At 70.3% G+C, this 20,157-nt stretch carries 21 protein-coding genes; 17 read left to right on the top strand and 4 right to left on the bottom strand.

Annotation, left to right across the window (positions count from 1 at the left end):
- Positions 1–5: 5 nt before the first annotated feature.
- Positions 6–2,066: an ATP-binding protein gene (locus OWM54_RS00115; protein ID WP_267696265.1), complete on the bottom strand. Its 2,061-nt coding sequence runs from the start codon at positions 2,064–2,066 to the stop codon at positions 6–8.
- A 139-nt stretch (positions 2,067–2,205) separates the two neighbouring features.
- Between OWM54_RS00115 and OWM54_RS00120 the strand changes: the two genes are divergently transcribed.
- Positions 2,206–2,997 (top strand): WbqC family protein, encoded by a 792-nt coding sequence (locus tag OWM54_RS00120; RefSeq protein ID WP_267696266.1) that lies wholly within the window; start codon positions 2,206–2,208, stop codon positions 2,995–2,997.
- A 7-nt stretch (positions 2,998–3,004) separates the two neighbouring features.
- Here the strand turns inward: OWM54_RS00120 and OWM54_RS00125 are convergent, their stop codons facing one another.
- Entirely contained in the window at positions 3,005–4,822 is a 1,818-nt protein-coding gene (locus OWM54_RS00125; RefSeq protein WP_267696267.1) for an ATPase, read from the bottom strand.
- Positions 4,823–4,994: 172 nt separating this feature from the next.
- On the opposite strand from OWM54_RS00125, the gene OWM54_RS00130 reads away from it, so the two are divergent.
- On the top strand, positions 4,995–5,771 hold the full coding sequence (locus OWM54_RS00130; RefSeq protein WP_267696268.1) for a DUF6209 family protein: 777 nt from the start codon (positions 4,995–4,997) through the stop codon (positions 5,769–5,771).
- A gap of 117 nt (positions 5,772–5,888) precedes the next feature.
- Positions 5,889–6,989 carry a class I SAM-dependent methyltransferase gene (locus OWM54_RS00135; RefSeq protein WP_267696269.1) on the top strand — a complete coding sequence of 367 codons (1,101 nt, stop codon included), beginning with the start codon at positions 5,889–5,891 and terminating at the stop codon, positions 6,987–6,989.
- A 63-nt stretch (positions 6,990–7,052) separates the two neighbouring features.
- On the opposite strand, the gene OWM54_RS00140 is transcribed toward OWM54_RS00135, so the two are convergent.
- A complete protein-coding gene (locus tag OWM54_RS00140; RefSeq protein ID WP_046717983.1) occupies positions 7,053–7,418 on the bottom strand; it encodes a hypothetical protein in 366 nt (121 codons plus the stop codon).
- A 257-nt stretch (positions 7,419–7,675) separates the two neighbouring features.
- Here OWM54_RS00140 and OWM54_RS00145 point away from each other — a divergent pair, with 257 nt between their 5' ends.
- The 3 genes from OWM54_RS00145 to OWM54_RS00155 all read left to right on the top strand — a co-directional run bounded on the left by OWM54_RS00145 (position 7,676) and on the right by OWM54_RS00155 (position 9,214).
- Positions 7,676–7,861: a hypothetical protein gene (locus tag OWM54_RS00145; RefSeq protein ID WP_267696270.1), complete on the top strand. Its 186-nt coding sequence runs from the start codon at positions 7,676–7,678 to the stop codon at positions 7,859–7,861.
- Between the two features lie 460 nt (positions 7,862–8,321).
- On the top strand, positions 8,322–8,642 hold the full coding sequence (locus OWM54_RS00150; protein WP_267696271.1) for a hypothetical protein: 321 nt from the start codon (positions 8,322–8,324) through the stop codon (positions 8,640–8,642).
- Entirely contained in the window at positions 8,642–9,214 is a 573-nt protein-coding gene (locus OWM54_RS00155; RefSeq protein WP_267696272.1) for a prolyl hydroxylase family protein, read from the top strand. The genes OWM54_RS00150 and OWM54_RS00155 overlap by 1 nt, the downstream gene beginning before the upstream one ends.
- A 12-nt stretch (positions 9,215–9,226) precedes the next feature.
- Here the strand turns inward: OWM54_RS00155 and OWM54_RS00160 are convergent, their stop codons facing one another.
- Positions 9,227–10,066, bottom strand: coding sequence for a carbon-nitrogen hydrolase family protein (locus OWM54_RS00160; RefSeq protein ID WP_267696273.1), 840 nt, complete (start codon positions 10,064–10,066; stop codon positions 9,227–9,229).
- A gap of 74 nt (positions 10,067–10,140) precedes the next feature.
- Here OWM54_RS00160 and OWM54_RS00165 point away from each other — a divergent pair, with 74 nt between their 5' ends.
- The 11 genes from OWM54_RS00165 to OWM54_RS00215 are packed head-to-tail and all read left to right on the top strand — an operon-like array spanning position 10,141 to position 20,153.
- Entirely contained in the window at positions 10,141–11,169 is a 1,029-nt protein-coding gene (locus OWM54_RS00165; protein WP_223783217.1) for an acyl-CoA desaturase, read from the top strand.
- On the top strand, positions 11,150–11,422 hold the full coding sequence (locus OWM54_RS00170; RefSeq protein ID WP_141323960.1) for an acyl carrier protein: 273 nt from the start codon (positions 11,150–11,152) through the stop codon (positions 11,420–11,422). The genes OWM54_RS00165 and OWM54_RS00170 overlap by 20 nt, the downstream gene beginning before the upstream one ends.
- Positions 11,422–12,384, top strand: coding sequence for an SAM-dependent methyltransferase (locus tag OWM54_RS00175; RefSeq protein WP_141323959.1), 963 nt, complete (start codon positions 11,422–11,424; stop codon positions 12,382–12,384). Before OWM54_RS00170 ends, OWM54_RS00175 begins: the two co-directional genes overlap by 1 nt.
- Before the next feature lie 3 nt (positions 12,385–12,387).
- On the top strand, positions 12,388–13,176 hold the full coding sequence (locus OWM54_RS00180) for a thioesterase II family protein (protein ID WP_267696274.1): 789 nt from the start codon (positions 12,388–12,390) through the stop codon (positions 13,174–13,176).
- Entirely contained in the window at positions 13,173–14,201 is a 1,029-nt protein-coding gene (locus OWM54_RS00185) for a zinc-dependent alcohol dehydrogenase (protein WP_267696275.1), read from the top strand. Before OWM54_RS00180 ends, OWM54_RS00185 begins: the two co-directional genes overlap by 4 nt.
- Positions 14,202–14,217: 16 nt before the next feature.
- The gene (locus tag OWM54_RS00190; RefSeq protein WP_267696276.1) at positions 14,218–15,219 is read left to right on the top strand and encodes an acyl-CoA desaturase; all 1,002 of its coding nucleotides are present in this window, start codon (positions 14,218–14,220) and stop codon (positions 15,217–15,219) included.
- Between the two features lie 38 nt (positions 15,220–15,257).
- Positions 15,258–16,982, top strand: a complete 1,725-nt coding sequence (locus OWM54_RS00195) for a fatty acyl-AMP ligase (protein ID WP_267696277.1) — start codon at positions 15,258–15,260, stop codon at positions 16,980–16,982.
- A gap of 15 nt (positions 16,983–16,997) precedes the next feature.
- Positions 16,998–17,492, top strand: a complete 495-nt coding sequence (locus tag OWM54_RS00200; RefSeq protein ID WP_248542765.1) for a GNAT family N-acetyltransferase — start codon at positions 16,998–17,000, stop codon at positions 17,490–17,492.
- Positions 17,489–18,046: a GNAT family N-acetyltransferase gene (locus tag OWM54_RS00205; RefSeq protein ID WP_141323953.1), complete on the top strand. Its 558-nt coding sequence runs from the start codon at positions 17,489–17,491 to the stop codon at positions 18,044–18,046. The genes OWM54_RS00200 and OWM54_RS00205 overlap by 4 nt, the downstream gene beginning before the upstream one ends.
- Entirely contained in the window at positions 18,043–19,059 is a 1,017-nt protein-coding gene (locus OWM54_RS00210) for a TauD/TfdA family dioxygenase (protein WP_267696278.1), read from the top strand. Before OWM54_RS00205 ends, OWM54_RS00210 begins: the two co-directional genes overlap by 4 nt.
- Before the next feature lie 2 nt (positions 19,060–19,061).
- Positions 19,062–20,153: an aminotransferase class I/II-fold pyridoxal phosphate-dependent enzyme gene (locus OWM54_RS00215; protein ID WP_223748736.1), complete on the top strand. Its 1,092-nt coding sequence runs from the start codon at positions 19,062–19,064 to the stop codon at positions 20,151–20,153.
- Positions 20,154–20,157: the final 4 nt, after the last annotated feature.

A 20,157-nucleotide genomic window follows, 5' to 3' on the forward strand; every position in this document is an offset into this window, starting at 1 on the left:
GGCCTTCAGCCCACCAGGTGCAACGGAGGGGGACGTCCCAGCGCGCGCGCGCGGTGCCCCACCGGCAGGGAGACGCGGAAGGTGCTGCCCCGCCCCACCTCGCTCTCCACGGAGATGTCCCCGCCGAAGCCGGTGACGATGCCGTGGCAGATGGACAGGCCCAGGCCCGTCCCCTCCCCCACGGGCTTGGTGGTGAAGAACGGGTCGAAGATGCGCGCGCGCACCTCCGGCGTCATGCCCACGCCGGTGTCGCTCACCTCCACGATGACCCGGTCCCCCGAGGCGCGCAGCACCACGCGCACCTCGTGGTGCTCCGGCTTGCCCTCTGGAATCGCATGCGCGGCGTTGATGAGCAGGTTGAGGAACACCTGCCCGAAGCGCCCCTCGCTGCCCTCCACCGGAGGCACGTCGCCGAAGTCGCGGATGATCTGCGCGCGCATCTTCAGCTCTCCGCGCGCCATGGTGATGGCGGACTCGAGCACCGCCTGCAGGTTGACGGCGGTGGCCACCTCGTCGTCCCCGCGCGAGAAGGTCCTCAGGTCCCGGACGATCTGCCGCACCCGGTGCGCGCCATCCACCGCCTCGCGCAGCACCTCCTCCATCTCGGACGTGCGCCCCGGGGGCAGCTCGCGCGTCACGTTCTGCAGCTCCACGGAGAGGAACGACAGGTTGGAGAGCACGAAGGCCAGCGGGTTGTTGATTTCATGCGCCACGCCCGCCGCCAGCGTGCCCACCGCGGCCAGCCGGTCCGACACGACCAGCTGCGCCTGCATCGCCTTGCGGTCCGTGACGTCCAGCGACACGCCCCCCAGGAGCCTCCGCCCTGAGCGGTCGCGCACGATGAAGCGGTAGGTGAGCCAGTGCCGCTCCGAGCCGTCCGGCGCGGGAATCATGCCCTCCGTCGCGCTGGGCTCCCCCGACGCGAGCACCGCCTGGTCCTCGCGCCGCACGTGCTCCGCGGAGGCCGCGGGCATCAGCCGCGCGTCGTCCATCCCCTCCACGTCCGCGCCATCGGCCAGGCCGAAGAAGCGACGATAGGGTTCGTTCACCCAGACACGGCGCCCCTGCGAGTCCTTCATGTACGCCACCGCGGGGCTGTGGTTCATGAAGGCCGCGAACAGCGCCTGGGACTCCTGCAGCGCCGCGAGCGCCGCCGCGCGCTCCTCCATCAACGCATGCCTCGCCGCCGCCTCCGCCGCGTTCCCCATGGCCGCGCCCAACAGGCCCGCCATCAGCTCCAGCGTGCGCACGTCCCGGTCATCGAACGCGTTGGGCAGGTGCGAGGTCAGGTTCAGCGCCCCCACGGGCCGCGCCTCGCGCCACAACGGGACGCAGACCATGGAGCGCGCGCCCACCTGCCGCGTGGCCGCCACGTTGACGCGCACGTCGTCCTCGGTGTCGTCGGTGCGCATCACCTCGCCGCGCAAGAGGCTGGTGCCGGTGAGGCTTCCCTCCACCTTCAGCCGGAAGCCCATGTGCCGCCGCAGGCTGCCGGTGGCCACCCGGTACTCCACGTAGCCCTCCTCCAGCAGCGCCACCGCCGCCCCGTCCGCGCCGCACAACACCCGCGCGCGCTCGCACAACAGGCTCATCACCCCCGACAGGTCCAGCCCCGCCAGCGCCACGTCCGCCTGCGTCTGGATGATGGAGGCCAGCCGCTCCATCTCCCCACGCGCCGCGGCCTGGGTGCTCTGCATCTGCCGACGCCGCGCCGCCCGGCGCTCCAGCAGCAGCCGGCGCGCGCGCACCTCCACCGCGTGGAAGGGCGCCACGAGGAACTCCTCCACGCCCGCCGACAACAGCGGCGCGAGCGCCTCGTCCGTCGCCTCGTCCGCCAGCCCCAGCACCAGTGGATCCTCGGGCCTGGCGCGCCCACGCAGCGCATCCAGCCACCGGGCATCCGGCGCGAGCGACGCGGCCTCCACGATGAGCACGTCCACGTGGCCGTGCACCAGCTCCGCGTCCGCCTCCGCCGCCTCGCCCCGGATGAGCACGTCCTGCCCCTGACGTCGGAGCTCCTCCGCAACGGGATGCTGCGGGTCCGCGCTGATGCACAGGTACCTCATCCGTTCGTTTCCACCTCGGCGAAGGTCCCTGACCGGCTTTGGAATGTTACAATCTAGCAGCAGGAGCAATCCACCGCGTCCGGTCCGACAGTGAGGGGCCGCGCCACCCCAGCAACCCTCCGCGGAAAAGAGGCCGTGCGTGCCGGGCAGTCCAGGAGTCGTCGTCGCCGAGCAACCCCACTACCTGCCCTGGGTGGACTTCTATGAGCAGACGGCGCGCGCGGACACGTTGCTGGTGCTCGACAACGTGCAGTGGCTCCGGCGTGGCTGGCAGCGCAGGACGCGCGTGGCGCTGCCCGCCACCGTGCCCACACCTCCGCCCACCGTGCCCGGCTTCCAATGGCTGTCCATTCCGCTGGAGGACCCACATCGCGACACACTCATCGCCGACCTGGCGGTGGACTCGCGTCAGCGCTGGGCGCGCAAGCACCTGGACACACTGGTGACGCTGTACCGGCGGCGGCCCCATTTCGCCACCCAGGTGCTTCCGCTGCTGGAGCCCTTCTATGACGGCGTCGCGACGGAGGCGGGCCCCGGCTCGCTCCTGCGGGTGTTGCTCGCGAGCACCGCCCTCTTCCACGCGCCGCTGGGGCTGTCGCCGCGCATCCTGCTGGCCTCCACGCTGCGGAAGCAGGGCGACGAGAAGTCGGCGCGGCTGGTGGAGTACTGCCGACAGCTGAAGGCCCACACGTACTACTCGGGGCTGGGCTCGTCGCTGTACCTCCAGGTGGGGCTGTTCCGGAGCGCGGACGTGCGCGTGCTGTGGCAGCGCTTCCGCCACCCGCCCTACGAGCAGGGGCGCGACGGGAGGTTCGTGCAGGGGATGTCCATCGTCGACGTGCTGTCCAACGTCCCCGTGGACGAGGTGCGCCGGTGGTTGGAGCCCTCGCCGTGGGGCCCCTTCGCGCCGGCGCCCCCTAAGGAGCGCTGAAGGGCCTTCAGCCCGCGGAGGCCGCGGTGGTCTCCGCGGGCTTGTCGAAGCGCACGAAGTAGCTGCGCACGGCGGCGTCCAGCAGCGCCGGGTCCAGGCGAGGCTCCTGCCCCATGTAATGGGACATGTCGATGACCTGGTCCAGCAGGTCGCGCGGCTGGCAGGCCGCGAAGGGTCGCTGGGTGGGCCGGTAGTGCTGCTCGATGAGGTAGTCGACCGCGTTGGCGTTGTAGGCCACGCCGCGCTTGCGACACATCACCTCGAAGATCTGATGGAACTGCTCCTCGTCCGGGCGCTGCACCTCCAGCTTGTAGCGGACGCGGCGCAGGAAGGCGTCGTCCACGAGCGCGCTGGGGTCCAGGTTGGTGGAGAAGGCGGCGAACACATCGAAGGGCACCTGCAGCTTCTTGCCGGTGTGCAGGGTGAGCATGTCGATGTCGCTCTCCAGCGGGACGATCCACCGGTTGAGCAGGTCCTTGGGGGAGACCTTCTGCCGGCCGAAGTCGTCGATGAGGAGCATCCCGTTGCTGGCCTTCATCTGGAACGGGGCCTCGTAGTACTTCACCTCCGGCGAGTACACGAGGTCGAGCATCTCCAGCGTCAGCTCACCGCCCACGACGACGAGCGGCCGGCGGCAGCGCACCCAGCGCCTGTCGTACGAGGGGGCCCCCTCCTCCTCCACGGGCTTGTGGAGGTTGCTGTCGAAGACGCGCACCACGAAGTCGTCGATGAGGATGGCGTGGGGGATGAAGATGTCCCCGTCGAAGCAGTTCACCATGCCCTGGCAGATGGCTGTCTTGCCATTGCCCGGCGGCCCGTAGAAGAAGATGGCGCGCCCGGAGTTCATCGCCGGACCGATGCCGTCGTAGATGTAGTCGCGGATGATGAGGTCGCCGAACTTGTCCTGCATCCGCGCGCGGGTGATGCGATTGCCGCGCACCGTCTGCTTCTTCACCGCCGCCACGTACTCCTGGAAGGGCACGGGCGCCGGACCGTTGTAGCGATTGCGGTCCGTGATCTGCCGGAGCACGTCCGTCACGAAGGGCGTGAGCTGGTAGATCATCGTCGACTTGCCCACGCCGGAAGCGCCGCCGCCGCGGATGTCCACGTACTTCTGGCGGCGCAGGCCCTCGATGATGTCGTCGACGATGGAGGTGGGCAATTGCAGCCGGCTGGCCAGGTCCATGCCGCGCATCTCGCCGGCGAAGAACAGCGCCTTGAGCACCAGCTCCTCGACGAACGTGGCCGTGAGCCCCGTCTCGGACAGGTCGCGGGGCTGGGTGGGCCAGAAGCGGTCCGGAGCCCCGGGGCCGCCCGACTCGAGCGCGCGACGCGAGCCGGTGACGGCGGACCGGCGCTCCGGGCCTGAATAGGCCGGAGGAGGCACCGTCCTGCGCTCGGCGCCCCCGAAGGCACCACCACCGCCCGGGGCCGCGGCCTGGGGACGGCGCTCCGGGGCGCCCGGGGCGGCGGAGGGAGGACGGCGGGCGGCGCCCTCCTGGTTGGACACGATGACGGACGGCAGCGCGCCGGCCGGCGGGGGAGGACGGCGCTCGGCGCCCGGGCCCGGCTGGGCGGTGCGCCGCTCGGTGGGGAACTCCGGATCATCCGAGGGAGGCGACTGGGGTCGCATGGAAGCACCGGGCCTGCGCTCGCCGAGCCCGGGGGACGCGCCGGCCAACGGGCCGCGGGCGCGCGGGGGGGAGCTGAGGACCGGGCTGGGGATGTCGGACTGCGCGGGCGTCTCCGTGGGGGTGGCGCTGCGACTCGAATCGTCGCTCGACTCACCCGCCGTCGGGGGGGACGGCCTCCTGAACAGGGTCATTCGGTGCTCGCTCCAGGGTGTTCGCCAGCGAGCCTACCCGAAATGACGGGGGACAACGAGGCGCCCCGGGCGTGGGCCCCACGGGCCATGATGCGCGCGCCTCCCCATGGAGGGGGTCTGTCGCCGGCGTCCACGCCGGCCCGGGCCCGCCATTCACCCAGGAGCCACACCCTTGAAGCACATCCTGACCCTGTTCACCCTGCCCCTGCTGTTCATCGCCAGCGCCGCCGCGGCCCAGGGCGCGCCCGTCATCTCCTTCCACGCCGACTGGACGCTCACCCAGTCCCGCACGCTGGTCGCGGGCGACGCGGTCCAGGTGACGTACGACACGAACCGGCTGCCGCAGTGCCGGCTCACGCTTCCGGATGGAACGGCGGGCTGGAGCCTCACCGGCCACTACCGCGTCAACGGCGGCCCCGAGGGCAGCTTCGACGTCGCGGGCCAGCCCACCGTCGGCGCCCCGCCCGTGGTGTCGCTGCCCTCGGAGGGCACGCTGGCGCTGTGGTTCCGCGTCTCGAGCCCCGGCTGCGAGCACTACGACTCCCACTTCGGCTCCAACTTCCAGTTCGCCGTGCGCGCGGCGGGCACCGCGCCGACGCCGACGTGGGTGTTCCAGGAGGGCTGGCTCGAGTACACGGTGGGCACCGTGAAGGCGGGACAGCCCTTCCTGGTGGACTACGACATCGACCGGCTGCCCGAGTGCCGCCTGCTCTACAACGGCGCGCCCACGTGGGAGGTCTGGGTGCACTACCGCTTCGACAACGGCGTCACCGGGAGCCAGAGCATCACGCAGGTCAGCGGCTACTCGCGCTACGGCGTCCCGGTGACGCTCACCCCGCCCGCGGGGGCCCGCGCCGTGACGATGTGGTTCGAGAACTGGGACCGCGGCTACTGCCGCCGCTGGGACTCCCTGCACGGACAGAACTACCGCCTCGCGCTGCAGCCGTAATCCCCTTCCCTCCGCCCCACCGAGATGACCCACGCGGTGGGGTGGACCCGGTTGCTTTTTGCGAGGCCCGGCGGTCAACTGCGCCGCTTTCCAACCAGGGGCCGGACGGCAACCGACATGTTCAATCAGACCCACAAAGCACTGGCACAGCAGCTCAAGCCCCTGGTGAAGTCCGCGGCCCGCAACTTCATCCATCGCCTGGAGCCCTGGCTGGGGCCGCCGCCTGCCGCGGCGGCGGTGCAAGCCGCTCCCGCCCCTGCTCCCGACCTCACCAGCGCCGTCTGGACGCTGCCGGACAGGCCCCTGACGGTGTCGCTCCCGCCCATCGCGGAGCTGCTCCGCGAGAAGCACGGTGGCGAGCCGCTCACCCTGGTCGCCAAGGGCCTCTTCGGCGACGACGGAACCGTCCAGACCGGCCTGCTCCAGTCGCTCTCCGAGGAGCAGCTCCAGGCCTACGTCGCGGCGGACACCGCCCCGCTCCCTCCCATGCAGGAGCGCGCCCACTACTTCGGCGAGCAGCACGTCAGCTACTGGCTCAACGGCCTGAGCGACTACCTGTTCCTGAAGGGCCTGCTGAAGTCCGCGGGCATCGACCCGGACGGGCACTTCCGCTTCCTCGACTTCGCCTGCTCGTCGGGCCGCGTGCTGCGCCACTTCCTCGCGCACGCCCCGAAGGCGGAGGTCTACGGTTCGGACATCTACTCGAACGCCATCCGGTGGATGAACCGGTACCTGTCACCCAAGGGCTTCTTCTTCCAGACCGCCATCGTCCCGACGCTGCCCATCCCCGACGCGTCCATCGACCTCATCTTCTGTGGCTCGGTCTTCACGCACATGGATGAGTTCGAGGAGTCGTGGCTGATGGAGTTCCGCCGCGTCCTCAGGCCGGGCGGCGTCGCGTTCATCTCCCTGCACACGGAGCGCACCTGGGACGCCATGGCCCGGGACGCGGAGCACCCCATCCGGCGGCACCTCCTCGACCACCCGTATCGGAGCCTGGAGTCGGACACCCAGCCCGTGCCCTCGGCGTGGTTCGACCAGCCGATGCCCTCCGAGCGGGTGGTGCTGCGCTACATGCCCTCGCCCTTCCACAACATCCACACCTTCTACAAGTCGGACTACATCCGGACGAAGTGGGCGCGCTTCTTCGACGTCCGCGAGCTGCTCCAGAAGGTCCACGGCGCGCACCAGGACGGTGTCGTGCTCATCAAGCGCTAGACGGCGCCCGCGCGCCCGGTCGGCGCCCGCTCGTGGAGGAGCAGGGCGCCGACGCGTGGTGAGTCAGAGCGCCAGGCTCTTCTCGATGTCCGCCAGCTTGAAGCGCGCCATCGCTAGGTTCGCGTTGGCGCGGTTCAGCGCGAGGTAGAAGAACAGACCGTCACGCGTCGAGAGCGGCCGGATGATGTGGTACTGCTCGCCGAGCGTGATGAGGATGTCCTCGATCTTGTCCTTGATGCCGATGACGCTCATCGCCTTCATCTTGGCGCGCACCACCTCGGTGTTGGCCGCGGCCGCCGTCTCGATGTTGAAGGCCGCGGTGCCGCCCTGGGAACCCAGACACATGCCGCTCTTCGCATCCACCAGGCACGCAGCGAACGCGCCTTCGATCTTCAGTGTCTCTTCCAGGGTCTGCTTCACGTTCGCCATGACTTCTCTTTCGACTGGGGGGGGGGGTGGGGTGCTGCTCGACAGGGTGCACCAGCTCCTCCAGCGTGAACGTCAGCTGGCTGGAGTAGGTGCGCGGTTGGGGAACGAAGAGCGCCTGCGCATCCGGCACCGCCAGCAGCGCCTGGACGTGGCCGGCCATGTGCTCGCGCAGCAGGTCGCGCAACGTCTCGCGCGGTACCAGCCCCCACGACACCAACACCTCGCAGAAGTTGCCGCCACTCTTGCGACACTCCGCCATGACCTGCTCGACGTCGTCGCGCGTGACGAGCTGCTGGTGGATCAACACGGACGAGAAGTTCTGCACCCCGGGCCCGTTCAGGACCGCCCAGGCCACCTTCTGCCCGACGATGAAGATCCGCCCGGAGACGCTGGCGGACTTCACCACCACCTCACCTCCCTGGTGGCTCTCCAGGGCCTCATGAAGCACGGTGCGCAGCACAGGGCGTGAAACCTGGGTCACCGTTCGGGATGCTGGTTCCATGGAGTGGGTCCGGGACGCACCAGGTGTACTGATCTGCATATTCATCGCTCTGCGGGCAACTATATCCAGCCTCCCCGCAATATCGCAACCCGACTGCATTTTTCGCGGAAATCAGGCGATCTGGGTTCACCCCGCCCCAGACTCGGAGCGGATCCGACCCATCGCAGAGATCAACGAGGTTGGGAAGGAAATTTCCCGTAAGAATACATACACAGCGTGCGTCTCGGCGCCGCCCAACCCAGGAGGCATGGGCCCGGCTCACGGGAGCCGACAGCCTGCCTGCTTTCCCACCATTCCCGACGCGGCCCCCTGCGTGAATTGTCCGCTCATTGACAGTCACCTCCCGAGTGACGCCGGGGCCATGTGCAATCCATACCGACTGTCCGCGAGGCTTTCCTGTCATGAATGACATCCACGCGTTGCGGACCCATCTGGCCTTGAATGGCCGGATGCGGCTGGAGTTCCACGCCGCCCTGTCACGGTTCTTCAAGGAGCAGGGGGTCCCGCTCGACGAGAGGATCCTCGACTCCGCCACGCTGGCCACCGAGGAGGAATTGATGGCGCGCTCGCTGGCGGCGGCCTCCCCCGCCCCGAGCGCCCAGCTTCATGCCGCGCCCTACGCGATGAACGCCTACGCCGGCGCGTACCCGTCCTATTGGGGCTGGATGCCGACCTGGTACGCCTATCCCTACGCCTCCTACTACCCGACCCCGGGACGCTGATGGGCGCGCTCACCCCCGTGGAGGGTGCGGGCGGCATCCTCGAGTTCCCTGACGCGCTGACGGACACGAAGGCCCTGCTGGAGCTGGCGCGCGAGCCCGACGGCTGGCAGCCCACGGCGAACGCGTCCGTCACGGACAAGCACGCGAACATGCGCACCCTGGAGATGACGCTCCCGGCGCTCGCGCCCTACCGCGCGCTGGTGGAGGGCGCGCTGCTCGACGCGGCGAACGCGCGGTGGAGTCTGTCGTTGCGCGAGCACCTGCCCCAGGCGCACCTGGTCCGCTACGAGCCCGGGCAGATGTACCCGCCACACTTCGACCACCTGGGCACCCCGGAGCGCTTCTTCACCGTCATCGGGTACCTCAACGACGACTACCAGGGCGGCGCCACCGTGTTCCCGGACCTCGCCCTGCGCATCGAGCCGCGCGCGGGGAAGGTCGCCGTCTTCCCCTCGCACTACTGTCATTACCCGGCGGACGTCACCTCCGGCACCAAGTACGTGGCCGTCACCTTCCTGCTGGGAAGGCGCCCCGGCCCCCGCGTGTTCCGCGCGCAGCCGCCCCGGCCCTGAAGCCGACGCACGCTATGACTCCAGGACCTCCGGCCCCCGGAAGTCCCGGTCATGCCCCAGCGACGGGAGCGCCCGGCGCGCCTCCTCCACGCGCGCCAGGTCGATCTCCGCCGTCACGAAGCCCGCCGAGTCCCCGCCCGCGTCCGCCAGCACCTCGCCCCAGGGGCTCACCACCAGCGAGTGCCCGTACGTGCGCCGCCCTCCCGCGTGGAGCCCCACCTGCGCGGGCGCGAACACGAAGCAGCCGGTCTCGATGGCGCGAGCCCGCAGCAGCACGTGCCAGTGCGCGCGCCCCGTGGGCACGGTGAAGGAGGACGGCAGCGTCAACAGCGTCGCGCCCGCATGCGCCAGCGCGCGCTGCAGGTGCCCGAAGCGCATGTCGTAGCAGATGCCCATTCCCAGCCCACCCCAGGGCGTGCGGGCCACCACCGCGCGCTCGCCCGGCCTGAAGACAGAGGACTCGCGGTAGCGCTCACCGTTGGGTAACTCCGCGTCGAACATGTGAATCTTGTCATACCAGGCCACCACCCGGCCCTCCGGGTCGATGACATAGGAGCGGTTGGCGCACCGCTCGCCCTCCACCTTGACGTGGATGGAGCCAATCAAAAACCAGACACCGTGTTCCCGCGCCAGGCCCTTCGCCGACATCAGCCCGGGGTGGTGCTCCTCTGCCACCACCTTCGACAATGTATCCTCGTGGTTTGCCCCTAGGAGCGTGGAGTTCTCCGGCGTCATCACAAAGTTCGCGCCGGCCGCCAATGCCTTGCGCGCCTGCTCCTCGATGAACGAAATATTTGGCGCCATTTCATTGCGCGCATTCACCTGGATGAGGCCGACGATGAGCTTCGACATGTCTCTCCTGGCTCCTTGACCAATAACGCGGTTGTCTTTATATACCGGCTTTCGGAAAGGGGCTTCGTTCCGCTATGTCCAACGCACTCGACGTGGACGGCCTGGAGGGCGACGCTCGGGAGGGCAAAGCCAGACGCCTGGCGATTGAGAGCCCCTTCCTCCGTCGGATGCAGCGCAGACACTTCTTCCTGTTCAACGTGGGCCCGTTGCTCGGGACGCTCGCGGCGGTGGGCTGGGCCTTCGTGCGGCCCATCGGCGCGCTGGAGCTGGGGTTGTTCGGGGTGATGTGGCTCATCACCGGGCTGGGTGTGTCGGCGGGCTACCACCGCTTCTTCACGCACCGCTCCTTCAAGGCGCCCACGCCCGTTCGCGTGGCGCTCGCCATCATGGGGAGCATGGCGGCGCTGGGGCCCGTCATCTCCTGGGCGGCCATGCACCGGCGTCACCACCGGCTGGCGGACCGCCCGGGGGACATGCACTCGCCCAACCTGCACGGCGCGGACTTCGGGGGCCGGGTGCGCGGGCTGGTCCACGCGCACTTCACGTGGATGCTCCAGCACGAGTATCCGAACATCGTGCACTACGTGCCCGACCTCCTGGAGGACCGGGCCATCGTCCGCGCCTCGCGCCACTACCAGACGTGGGTGGTGCTGGGGCTCGTCGTGCCGACGGCCATCGGCGCCCTGGTGACGCGGACCTGGGAGGGCGCGCTCGCGGGCTTCCTGTGGGGTGGCGTGGTGCGGATGTTCGTGGTGGCGCAGTCCATCTCCGCGCTGAACTCCATCCTCCACACGCTGGGCTCCCGGCCCTTCCAGCTGAAGGACAACAGCCGCAACAACCCGTTGTTGGGGATGCTCATCTGGGGCGAGGGCTGGCACCACAACCACCACGCCTTCCCCCGGTCCGCCTCGTTCGCCCTCGCTTGGTACCGGGTGGATCTCTCCTACTGGTTCATCCGCCTGCTCGAGAGGCTCGGGCTGGCCACGCACGTCATCGTCCCCACGCCGGAGCAGAAGGAAGCACGCCGCGCCCGCGCGGCCATCAAGGACAGCAACGCCCACCTACAGAGGAACGAAGCGACCCATGGAAGCCAAGGCTCATGACGCGGCGTCGATTCAGTCGTGGTGCATCAACTACGTGGCGAGGATCCTCGACACACCTCCATCCCGCATCGACCCCAACGTGGAGGTGGAGCGGCTGGGCCTGGACTCGTCCACGGCCGTGGCGTTGATCATGTCCCTGGAGGAGCACCTGGGCATCGAGCTGATGCCGGAGCTGCTCTTCGAGTACCCCACCCTCGCGTCCATCTCCAAGCACCTGGCCACGAAGCTGCCCTCGGCGGCGGGAGGCGCGTGATGGGCAGCCCGGCTCGGGTGGACGAGGCGCCCACCGGCACCGCCGCGGCGCTCCGGGAGCGAGAGGGCGACAAGTACGGCGGCTCACAGGAGGGCATCCAGGCGCACTACGACCACGACGCGCGCTTCTGGGAGCTGGTCCTCGGTCCGACGATGACCTACTCCTGCGCGCTCTTCGAGGACCCGGACGAGCCGCTGGAGCGGGCGCAGATCCGGAAGATCGACTGGCACCTGGCGAGCGCCAACGTGGCCAACGCGCGCACGGTGCTCGATGTGGGGTGCGGCTGGGGCTCGGTGCTGCGGCACACCTCCGCGCGTCCCTCCGTGGAGCGCACGGTGGGCCTCACGCTCAGCCCGCTGCAGGCCGACTACCTGCGCTCGCTGAACCTGCCCCGGGTGGAGGTGCGGGTGGAGAACTGGGCCACGCACGAGCCCGCCCGGCCCTACGACTCCATCATCTCCGTGGGCGCGCTGGAGCACTTCGCCAAGCGCGAGGAGACGCCCGAGGAGAAGGTCGCCGTCTACGCGGACTTCTTCGCGCGCTGCCACAAGTGGCTCACGCCGTCCGGACGGCTGTCCCTGCAGACCATCGCCTTCGGGGACATGCGGCGCGAGGACGCCAGCGACTTCATGAACCGGGAGATCTTCCCGGACTCGGACCTACCCTTCCTGGGAGAAATCGTCGCCGCGGCCGAGGGCCTGTTCGAGATCGTCGCCTTCCGCAACGACCGGCTCCACTACGCGCGCACGTATGACCGGTGGGCCACCAACCTGCGCCGCCACCGCGCGGAGGCGGTGAAGCTCGTCGGCGAGGAGACGGTGGCGCGCACGGAGCGCTACTTCAAGCTCACCTCCATGGGCTTCCGCCTGGGCAAGCAGCACCTGCTGCGCTTCATGCTGCGGCCCATCTCGCCCCACTGGTCCGTCAACGGCACCGACCACTGGGGTCCCCGGGGCGCCTGAGCCATGTCCATCCACTCACCCTGGCTGCGCCACGCGGAGGGCTCGGCTCCGCCCTCGGCGCGCCTGCTGTGCCTGGGCCACGCGGGCGGCGGCGCCTCCAGCTTCAATGGCTGGCGCGCCGTCCTGCCCGACTGGCTGGAGCTGGTGAAGGTCCAGCTCCCGGGCCGCGAGGACCGCAGGGACACGCCGCCGTGTGAGCGGGTGGAAGAGGTCCTGCCTCCGTTGTTCGCCCAGGTGCGCGCGCTCTTGGACCTGCCCCTGGTCATCTACGGGCACAGCATGGGCGCGCTCATCGCCTTCGAGCTGGCGAGCGAGCTGCGTCGCCAGCAGGAGCCTCCGCCGCTGGCGCTCTTCATCTCCGGCCGCCGCGCGCCGCACAAGCCCCTGCGGCCCGCGCACGAGCTGCACACGCTGCCGGAGCTGGCGCTGGTGGACCGGCTCCACGCGCTGGGCGGCATCCCCCCGGGGCTGCTCGGCACCGCGAAGCGCCGCGAGTACTACCTGCCCACCATCCGCGCGGACCTCGCCCTGTCAGACGAGTACGCGTACCGGCGCGAGCCTCCGTTGCCGTTCCCGCTGCACACGTTCATCGGCGAGCACGACAACCTGGTGGTCCGCGAGGACTGGGAGGCCTGGTCCGAGCTGGCGGGCGGCACCTTCACCCGGCGGGTGCTCCCGGGCGGCCACTTCTTCGGCAAGGAGGGCCAGGCCGTGCTCATCACCTCCATCGTGGAGGGCGTCCGCGCGACGCTGTCCGCGTCCACTCCCACGCCCCTGAGGTCTGCATCATGAAGCTCATGCGCGCCGCCTTCGCGGAGGCCATCGGCGAGCCCCTGAAGCTGCGCGAGGTCCCCATCCCCGAGCCCGGCCCCGGCGAGGTGCTGGTGCGAATCGCCGCCAGCGGCGTGTGCCACACGGACGTGAGCATCCTCGACGGCGAGTGGCCGATGAAGAAGCCCCGCTTCCCGGTGGTGCTGGGTCACGAGGCCACCGGCTACGTCGCGGGCCTGGGCGAGGGCGTGCGCTCCCACAAGGAGGGAGACCGCGTCGGCGTGTTCTGGCTGAACTCCGCCTGCGGCACGTGCGAGGACTGCGCCACGGACCACGAGCCCTTGTGCGTGCGCCAGGTGGGCACCGGCTACAACGTGAACGGCACCTACGCGGACTACTGCGTGGTGTCCGAGTCCTTCGCCGTGCCGCTGCCGGACGGGCCCTCCATGGAGGAGCTGGCGCCCATCCTCTGCGCGGGCGTGACGAGCTACAAGGCGCTGAAGACGCTCGGCGCGCGGCCGGACTCGTGGGTCGTCGTCTCCGGCGTGGGCGGCGCGGGCCACCTGGCCATCCAGTACGCGACGGCGCTGGGGTTGAAGGTCGCCGCCGTGGACGTGAGCGCGGAGAAGGCGGCGCTGGCCGAGTCGCTCGGGGCGAGCTTCACCGTCAACGCGGAGAAGGAGTTCCCCGTCAACCGCATCGTCCACCGCACCGGCGGCGGCGCGCATGGCGTGGTGGTCACCACGGGCGCGGCGAAGGCGATGGAGCAAGGCGCGCGGATGCTCCGGCGGGCCGGGACGCTGATGGTGGTCGGCGTGGCGCCGGAGCCCCTGCCCCTGTCCGTGTTCGACCTGGTCATCAAGGGCCTGTCGGTGCGCGGGACGCTCATCGGCACCCGGCGGGACGTGCGCGAGGCGCTGGCGCTGGTGGCCGCCGGCAAGGTGCGGCCGCTGGTGGAGAGCAGGACGCTGGACGACGTCAACGGCGCCATCACCGCGCTGCGCCAGCGGCAGGTCCAGGGACGCCTGGTGTTGAGGATGACGTAGCACGCGGAGGAGCCCCATGGCCCACGTCGAGCAGGTCGCAGGCAAGCGGGACAAGAAGGCGGTGAGCAGCCCGTATCTGCACAAGCTGCAGCGCCGCCACTTCATCCTCTTCGACATCCTCCCCACGCTGGGCACCGTGGGCGCGCTGTGGCTCGCCTTCACCGTCCGGCCGCCCACGGCCCTGGACCTCACCCTGTTCGCGGTGATGTGGGCGCTGACGGGCTTCTCGGTCAGCATCGGCTTCCACCGGCTGTTCACCCATCGCGCCTTCAAGACGAGCACGCCCGTGCGCGTGCTGCTCACCGTCTTCGGCTGCATGGCGGCGCGCAGCTCCATGATCACCTGGACGTCGCAGCACCGGCGCCACCACGAGCTGGCGGACCATGAGGGCGACGTGCACTCGCCCAACCTGTTCGGCCAGACGTGGCGCCTGCGCCTCAAGGGCCTCTGGTACTCGCACTTCAGCTGGATGCTCAAGCACGAGTACCCCAACGTGGTGCACTACGTGCCGGACCTGCTGGCCGACAAGGCCATCATGAAGGCGGACCGGGGCTACCTGCGCTGGGCGGTGCTGGGGCTCGTCCTGCCCGGCGTCATCGCCGGCGCGCTGACGCAGAGCTGGCTGGGCGCGCTCACCGGCTTCTTGTGGGGCGGCGTGGTGCGCCAGTTCGTGGTGGCCCAGCAGGTGTCCGCGCTCAACTCGCTGACGCACATGTTCGGCACGCGGATGTTCAAGATGAAGGACAACCACAGCCACAACAACGCGCTCTTCGGCCTCATCACCTGGGGCGAGGGCTGGCACAACAACCACCACGCGTTCCCGGACTCGGCCAACTTCGGGTTCCGCTGGTACCAGCTGGACCCGGGCTATTGGATCATCCGCGTCATGGAGGCGGTGGGGCTCGTCTGGGACGTGAAGCGCCCGGACGCCGAGCGCATCGCCGGCCGCATCCAGCGACTGGAGGCGCTCGACGAGCCCGCCCCCGAGCCCACCGCTGGCGCCCGGATGCCGGGCTGAGTCCCCCGTTCCCCACGATTTGCTCGCGCGAGGCTTCCATGCAGACCCGCTACCCCTCCCTCGTCACCGCGCTGCGCACCCATGCCTCCGACCACCCCGAGGACCGCGCCTACGTCTTCCTCGGCGAGCGCGGGGAGGAGGCCGCCGTCCTGACGTACGCGGAGCTGGACCGACGCGCCACCGCGCTCGCCAGGGTGATGGCCGCGAAGGCGGGCCCCGGTGAGCGCGCGCTCCTGGCCTTCCCTCCGGGCCTGGAGTTCCTCGTCGCCTTCTTCGCCTGCCAGTACGCGGGCATCGTGGCGGTGCCCACCATCCTCCCGCGCCAGATGCGCCTGCGCGACTCCAGCATCTCCATCGTCGAGGACTGCGCGCCCAGGCTCGGCCTCACCACCGCCGCGGCCCGCGAGGCCGTGAGCGCCGCCTACGCGCAGGTGCCCGCCGCCCGGAGCATGGAGTGGCTGGGCGTGGATGCGAACGCCACCGACGACAGCGGGCCGCCGCTCGCGGTGAGGGAGCCGGACCCGAACGCCATCACACTCCTGCAGTACACGTCCGGGTCCACGTCGGCGCCCAAGGGCGTGATGGTCAGCCACGGCAACCTGTGCGCGAACGTGGAGATGATCAGCCAGGGCGGCGACCTGTGGCGCCACGCGACGCGCGTCGGGTGGATTCCGATGTACCACGACATGGGGCTCATCTTTAACGCCCTCCAGGGCGCGTACGTCGGCGCGCAGTGCGTGCTGATGTCGCCCCAGGCCTTCGTCGCGCATCCGCTGTCGTGGCCTCGCGCCATCAGCACGTACCGGGCGGAGATGGCCATCGCGCCGAACTTCGCCTACGACCTGTGCCTGGAGAAGTACGACGCGGAGCGGATGAAGGGCACGGACCTGTCGTGCTGGGAGCTGGCGCTCAACGGCGCCGAGCCCGTGCGCGCCAGCACCATCACCCGCTTCGCGGAGGTCTTCGCCGCCCACGGCCTCCCCCGCTTCGCGCCGCGCCCCACCTACGGCATGGCGGAGGCCACCCTTCAAATCTCCGTGGGCAAGCGCGGCAGTCCGCCCCGGCTGTGGAACGTGGGGCGTGAGTCACTGCAGAAGGATCGCGCGCTGGCGCCCGCGCCCGGTGAGCGCTCGCAGGACCTGGTCGGCTGCGGCAGGGCCCTCACCGGCGAGAAGCTGGCCATCGTCGCGCCCGACTCGCACCAGCGGCTTCCCCCCGGGCACGTGGGGGAGATCTGGGTGCACGGCCCCAACGTCGCGCACGGGTACTGGCAGAAAGCGGACGCCACGCGGGAGATCTTCGAGGCCCGCATCGTCGGCGAGGACGGCGCCACGTGGCTGCGCACCGGAGACCTGGGTTGCATGGACGACACCGGCGAGCTGTTCATCACCGGTCGTCTCAAGGACATCCTCATCATCCGGGGCTCCAACTTCTACCCGCAGGACCTGGAGCTGACGGCGGAGAAGAGCCACCCCGCGATCCGCCGGGGACACTCGGCCGCCTTCACGCTGGCGGGCTCGCAGGAGCAGGAGCAGCTGGTCATCGCGTGCGAGGTGCGCGAGGACCAGGTCGCCGGCCTGGACGTGGCGGACGTCGTCGGCGCGGTGCGACGCGCGGTGGTCCACGAGCATGAGCTCACCACCTACAAAGTGCTGCTCACGACCTCCGGGGCAATACCGCGCACCACCAGCGGGAAGATACGACGCAAGGCCACCCGTGAGCTCTGGCAGAAGGAGCAGCTGCCCCTCGTCGGTCAGAGCTAGCGGGAGGAGGATGGCATGGGAGCGATTCGACGACTGGAGCCCACCGACCTGCCCGCCGCGGTCCGCATCTGCAACGCGGAGATTGCGCGAGGTGGCTCCACCTGGGGACCGGTGGAGCTGACCGCCGACCAGCTGGGGGCGCGGCTCTCCGGCGGGCCCCGGCCGCTGGAGTCCTGGGTGTGGGAGGACACGCCGGGCGAGCTGGCGGGCTGGGGCGCCCTGACCAGCCACACGCAACGCGACATCTACGACACCATCGCGGAGGTGGCGCTCTTCGTCGATGAGCCCAAGCGCCGCCATGGCATCGGCCGGGAGCTGGCGCAGCACGCGCTGGCCCGGGCACGCGCGCTGGAGCTGCGGGCGCTGGTGGTGCTCGTGCAGCCCACGCCCGCGTTCCTCATCGCGTGGTGTGTGCGCCAGGGCTTCCGCAACGTGGGCTGGCTCAAGGGCGTGGTGCCCGTGGGCGCCGAGTGGCGTGACACCCTCGTCTTCCAGAGGACGCTGACATGATGAGGCCCGCCGAGGAGCGAGACGCGCCCGCGCTGGCGCGCATCTACAACCAGGCGATGAAGCCGGGCATCTACGCCGTCCCGGTGAACAAGCCCGTCACCGCCGAGGACCGCGTCGCGTGGCTCAAGCGCTTCCAGGCGCCCTTCGGCGCGTGGGTCTACGAGACACCGTCCGGTGACGTGCAGGGCTGGTGTTCGCTCATCCCCTTCGCCGTCCGGCCGTCCTACCCGGGCATCGCGGAGATCTCCGCGTACGTGGACGAGACGCATCGCGCGAGCGGCATCGGCGGCCTGCTCCTGGCGTGTCTGGTGTCCGAGGCTCGCAAGCGCGGGCTGCGCTCGTTGGTGTCGCTGGCGTTCGAGAAGAACGTGGTCAGCATCTCCGGCTGTCTGCAGGCGGGCTTCCGGCCCATGGCCCTGCTGCCGGGCGTGGCGACCTTCGGCGACCACTTCGAGAACGTGGCGTGGATCCAGAAGGACCTCCTGGAGGAGGACCCGCCCGCGCTGCGTCACCTGCTGGAGAAGGTTCCATCGAGTCGAGGAGGCGCACGGTGATTCGTTTCGAGGAGACCTTCGTGGGTGACGAGCCGCTGCCCCGGGTCTGGCGCATCACCCAGGGACAGGACGCCTCGCGCGAGCAGATGGTGGACTGGCTGCGCGAGCACAAGGGCGCGCTCAACGCCGCCCGGGACAGACATGGCGCGGTGCTGGTGCGCGGCTTCCAGGCGCTGGACTCCGCGCCGGCCTTCGCGGACGTGCTGGGCGCCATCGCCAATGACTTGATGGAGTACGTGGGCGGCACGGCGCCGCGCAAGGTCGTCCACGGCCGCGTCACCACGGCGTCCGGACTGCCGGGGACACACTCGCTCGCGCTGCATCAGGAGATGGCCTACCAGGCCAGCCGTCCCGACGCGCTGGCGCTGTTCTGCGAGGTGCCCCCCGACGAGATGGGCGAGACGCCGCTGGCCGACGCGCGGAAGGTGACCGAGCGGCTGGACGCGGGCGTGCGCGCGCGGTTCGACGCCCAGGGGGTCGGCGTGCGGCGCGCCCTGCGCAGCCCGTCCACCGGCGAGGAGAACAGCATCCCCCGTCCCTGGAACCAGGTGTTCCTCACCACGAACCGGGACGAGGTGGAGCGCATCGCGCGCGAGAAGGAATGGAAGGTGGAGTGGCGCCCGGACGAGTCCATGCTGCTGTGGCAGCAGGTGCTCCCCGCCTTCAAGGCCCACCCGCGCACCGGGGAGCGCGTCTGGGCGAACCAGGTCCACTACCACATGCCGGAGTGCATGGTGCGCTGGGCGCTGCGCGATGGCCGCTCCGCGGACGCGGCGGACCTGCGGCGACAGATGGCCGAGACGCCGGAGCTGATGGACCACTGCTTCCACCGCGACGGCACCCGCGTGTCCGCCGAGGACGCGGAGCACGTCTGGGACGTGCTCGAGCAGTCGGAGGTCCCCCTGCGTTGGGAGCGCGGTGACGTGCTGCTGCTCGACAACGTCCTGGCCATGCACGGCCGCCGCCAGTACCGGGGCCAGCGCCGCATCCTCGTTGGGATGATCAAGGACTGACGATGCCTCCCTCCTTCTCCCATCTGGTGGCCTCGCTGAACCTGTCGCAGCCGTTCCCGGGGCGGCGGGAGCTGGAGCGCAAGCGGGGGCGCCCCTACCGGGTCCGGCTGGGCGCCAACGAGTGTCTGTTCGGCGTGTCCCCCGCCGTCTCGCGGGTGCTGGCCACGCGCGGCGGCGAGCTGCCCTACTACTCGGACCCCGCGCAGTTCGAGCTGCGGACGGCGATCGCCCAGGGCCGGGGCTTGACGCACGAGCACGTGGTGGTGGCGGAGGGAATCGAAGGGCTGCTCGGCCTCTTCTCGCGGGCCTACCTGGACCCGGGCGACACCGCGGTGACCTCGCTCGGCGGCTACCCCAGCTTCGACTACTACGTGCGCGGCTGTGGCGGGCGACTGGTCCACGTGCCGTACACCCGCGCCGGATGGAACGACCTGGACGCGCTGGTCGACGCCGCGCGACGACAGCGCGCGAAGCTGCTGTATCTGGCCAATCCGGACAACCCCACGGGCACGCACCATGGCCCCGCGGAGCTGGAGCGGCTGCTGGACCAGCTCCCCGAGGAGTGCCTGCTGCTGCTCGACGAGGCCTACGTCGAGTTCGCGGACCCGGGCAGCGTGCTCCCCTTCACGCGCAGCCGCCCCAACCTGGTGCGGCTGCGCACGTTCTCCAAAGCCCATGGCCTGGCGGCCGCGCGCGTGGGCTATGCGCTCGCGTCTCCCGAGCAGGTGTCGACGCTGGACCGCATCCGTCAGCACTTCGCGGTGAGTCAGCTCTCCCAGGAGCTGGCGCTGGCGGCCTGGCGGGATGTCGACTTCCTGGGCCAGGTGATTGGCGCGACGCGCGAGGGACGGGAGCACTACGCCGAGCTGGCCCGGCGCGTGGGCGCGACAGTGCTCCCCAGCTCCGCCAACTTCGTGAGCTTCGACTTCGGCGGCACCACGCGGGCCCGAGCGGTCGCGCGCTGGCTGGACGAGAAGGACATCCTCGTGCGCCATCCCTCGGAGCCCTTCGGTCAGCTCGTGCGAATCACCGTGGGGCCGCTGGCGGCCCGCGAGCTGCTGGCGGAGGCTCTCGCCTCCGTCCCGAATCCCTGACGCG

The organism is Myxococcus sp. MISCRS1 (assembly GCF_026626605.1).
GTDB lineage: Bacteria > Myxococcota > Myxococcia > Myxococcales > Myxococcaceae > Myxococcus > Myxococcus fulvus.

What these genes read in the sequence shown, in the direction of transcription:
- OWM54_RS00115 (WP_267696265.1), bottom strand. Translation starts at nt 2,066, where the DNA reads ATGAGGTACCTGTGCATCAGCGCGGACCCGCAGCATCCCGTTGCGGAG.
- OWM54_RS00125 (WP_267696267.1), bottom strand. Translation starts at nt 4,822, where the DNA reads ATGACCCTGTTCAGGAGGCCGTCCCCCCCGACGGCGGGTGAGTCGAGC.
- OWM54_RS00135 (WP_267696269.1), top strand. Translation starts at nt 5,889, where the DNA reads ATGTTCAATCAGACCCACAAAGCACTGGCACAGCAGCTCAAGCCCCTG.
- OWM54_RS00140 (WP_046717983.1), bottom strand. Translation starts at nt 7,418, where the DNA reads ATGGCGAACGTGAAGCAGACCCTGGAAGAGACACTGAAGATCGAAGGC.
- OWM54_RS00145 (WP_267696270.1), top strand. Translation starts at nt 7,676, where the DNA reads ATGACCTGCTCGACGTCGTCGCGCGTGACGAGCTGCTGGTGGATCAAC.
- OWM54_RS00150 (WP_267696271.1), top strand. Translation starts at nt 8,322, where the DNA reads ATGAATGACATCCACGCGTTGCGGACCCATCTGGCCTTGAATGGCCGG.
- OWM54_RS00155 (WP_267696272.1), top strand. Translation starts at nt 8,642, where the DNA reads ATGGGCGCGCTCACCCCCGTGGAGGGTGCGGGCGGCATCCTCGAGTTC.
- OWM54_RS00160 (WP_267696273.1), bottom strand. Translation starts at nt 10,066, where the DNA reads ATGTCGAAGCTCATCGTCGGCCTCATCCAGGTGAATGCGCGCAATGAA.
- OWM54_RS00165 (WP_223783217.1), top strand. Translation starts at nt 10,141, where the DNA reads ATGTCCAACGCACTCGACGTGGACGGCCTGGAGGGCGACGCTCGGGAG.
- OWM54_RS00170 (WP_141323960.1), top strand. Translation starts at nt 11,150, where the DNA reads ATGGAAGCCAAGGCTCATGACGCGGCGTCGATTCAGTCGTGGTGCATC.
- OWM54_RS00175 (WP_141323959.1), top strand. Translation starts at nt 11,422, where the DNA reads ATGGGCAGCCCGGCTCGGGTGGACGAGGCGCCCACCGGCACCGCCGCG.
- OWM54_RS00180 (WP_267696274.1), top strand. Translation starts at nt 12,388, where the DNA reads ATGTCCATCCACTCACCCTGGCTGCGCCACGCGGAGGGCTCGGCTCCG.
- OWM54_RS00185 (WP_267696275.1), top strand. Translation starts at nt 13,173, where the DNA reads ATGAAGCTCATGCGCGCCGCCTTCGCGGAGGCCATCGGCGAGCCCCTG.
- OWM54_RS00190 (WP_267696276.1), top strand. Translation starts at nt 14,218, where the DNA reads ATGGCCCACGTCGAGCAGGTCGCAGGCAAGCGGGACAAGAAGGCGGTG.
- OWM54_RS00195 (WP_267696277.1), top strand. Translation starts at nt 15,258, where the DNA reads ATGCAGACCCGCTACCCCTCCCTCGTCACCGCGCTGCGCACCCATGCC.
- OWM54_RS00200 (WP_248542765.1), top strand. Translation starts at nt 16,998, where the DNA reads ATGGGAGCGATTCGACGACTGGAGCCCACCGACCTGCCCGCCGCGGTC.
- OWM54_RS00205 (WP_141323953.1), top strand. Translation starts at nt 17,489, where the DNA reads ATGATGAGGCCCGCCGAGGAGCGAGACGCGCCCGCGCTGGCGCGCATC.
- OWM54_RS00215 (WP_223748736.1), top strand. Translation starts at nt 19,062, where the DNA reads ATGCCTCCCTCCTTCTCCCATCTGGTGGCCTCGCTGAACCTGTCGCAG.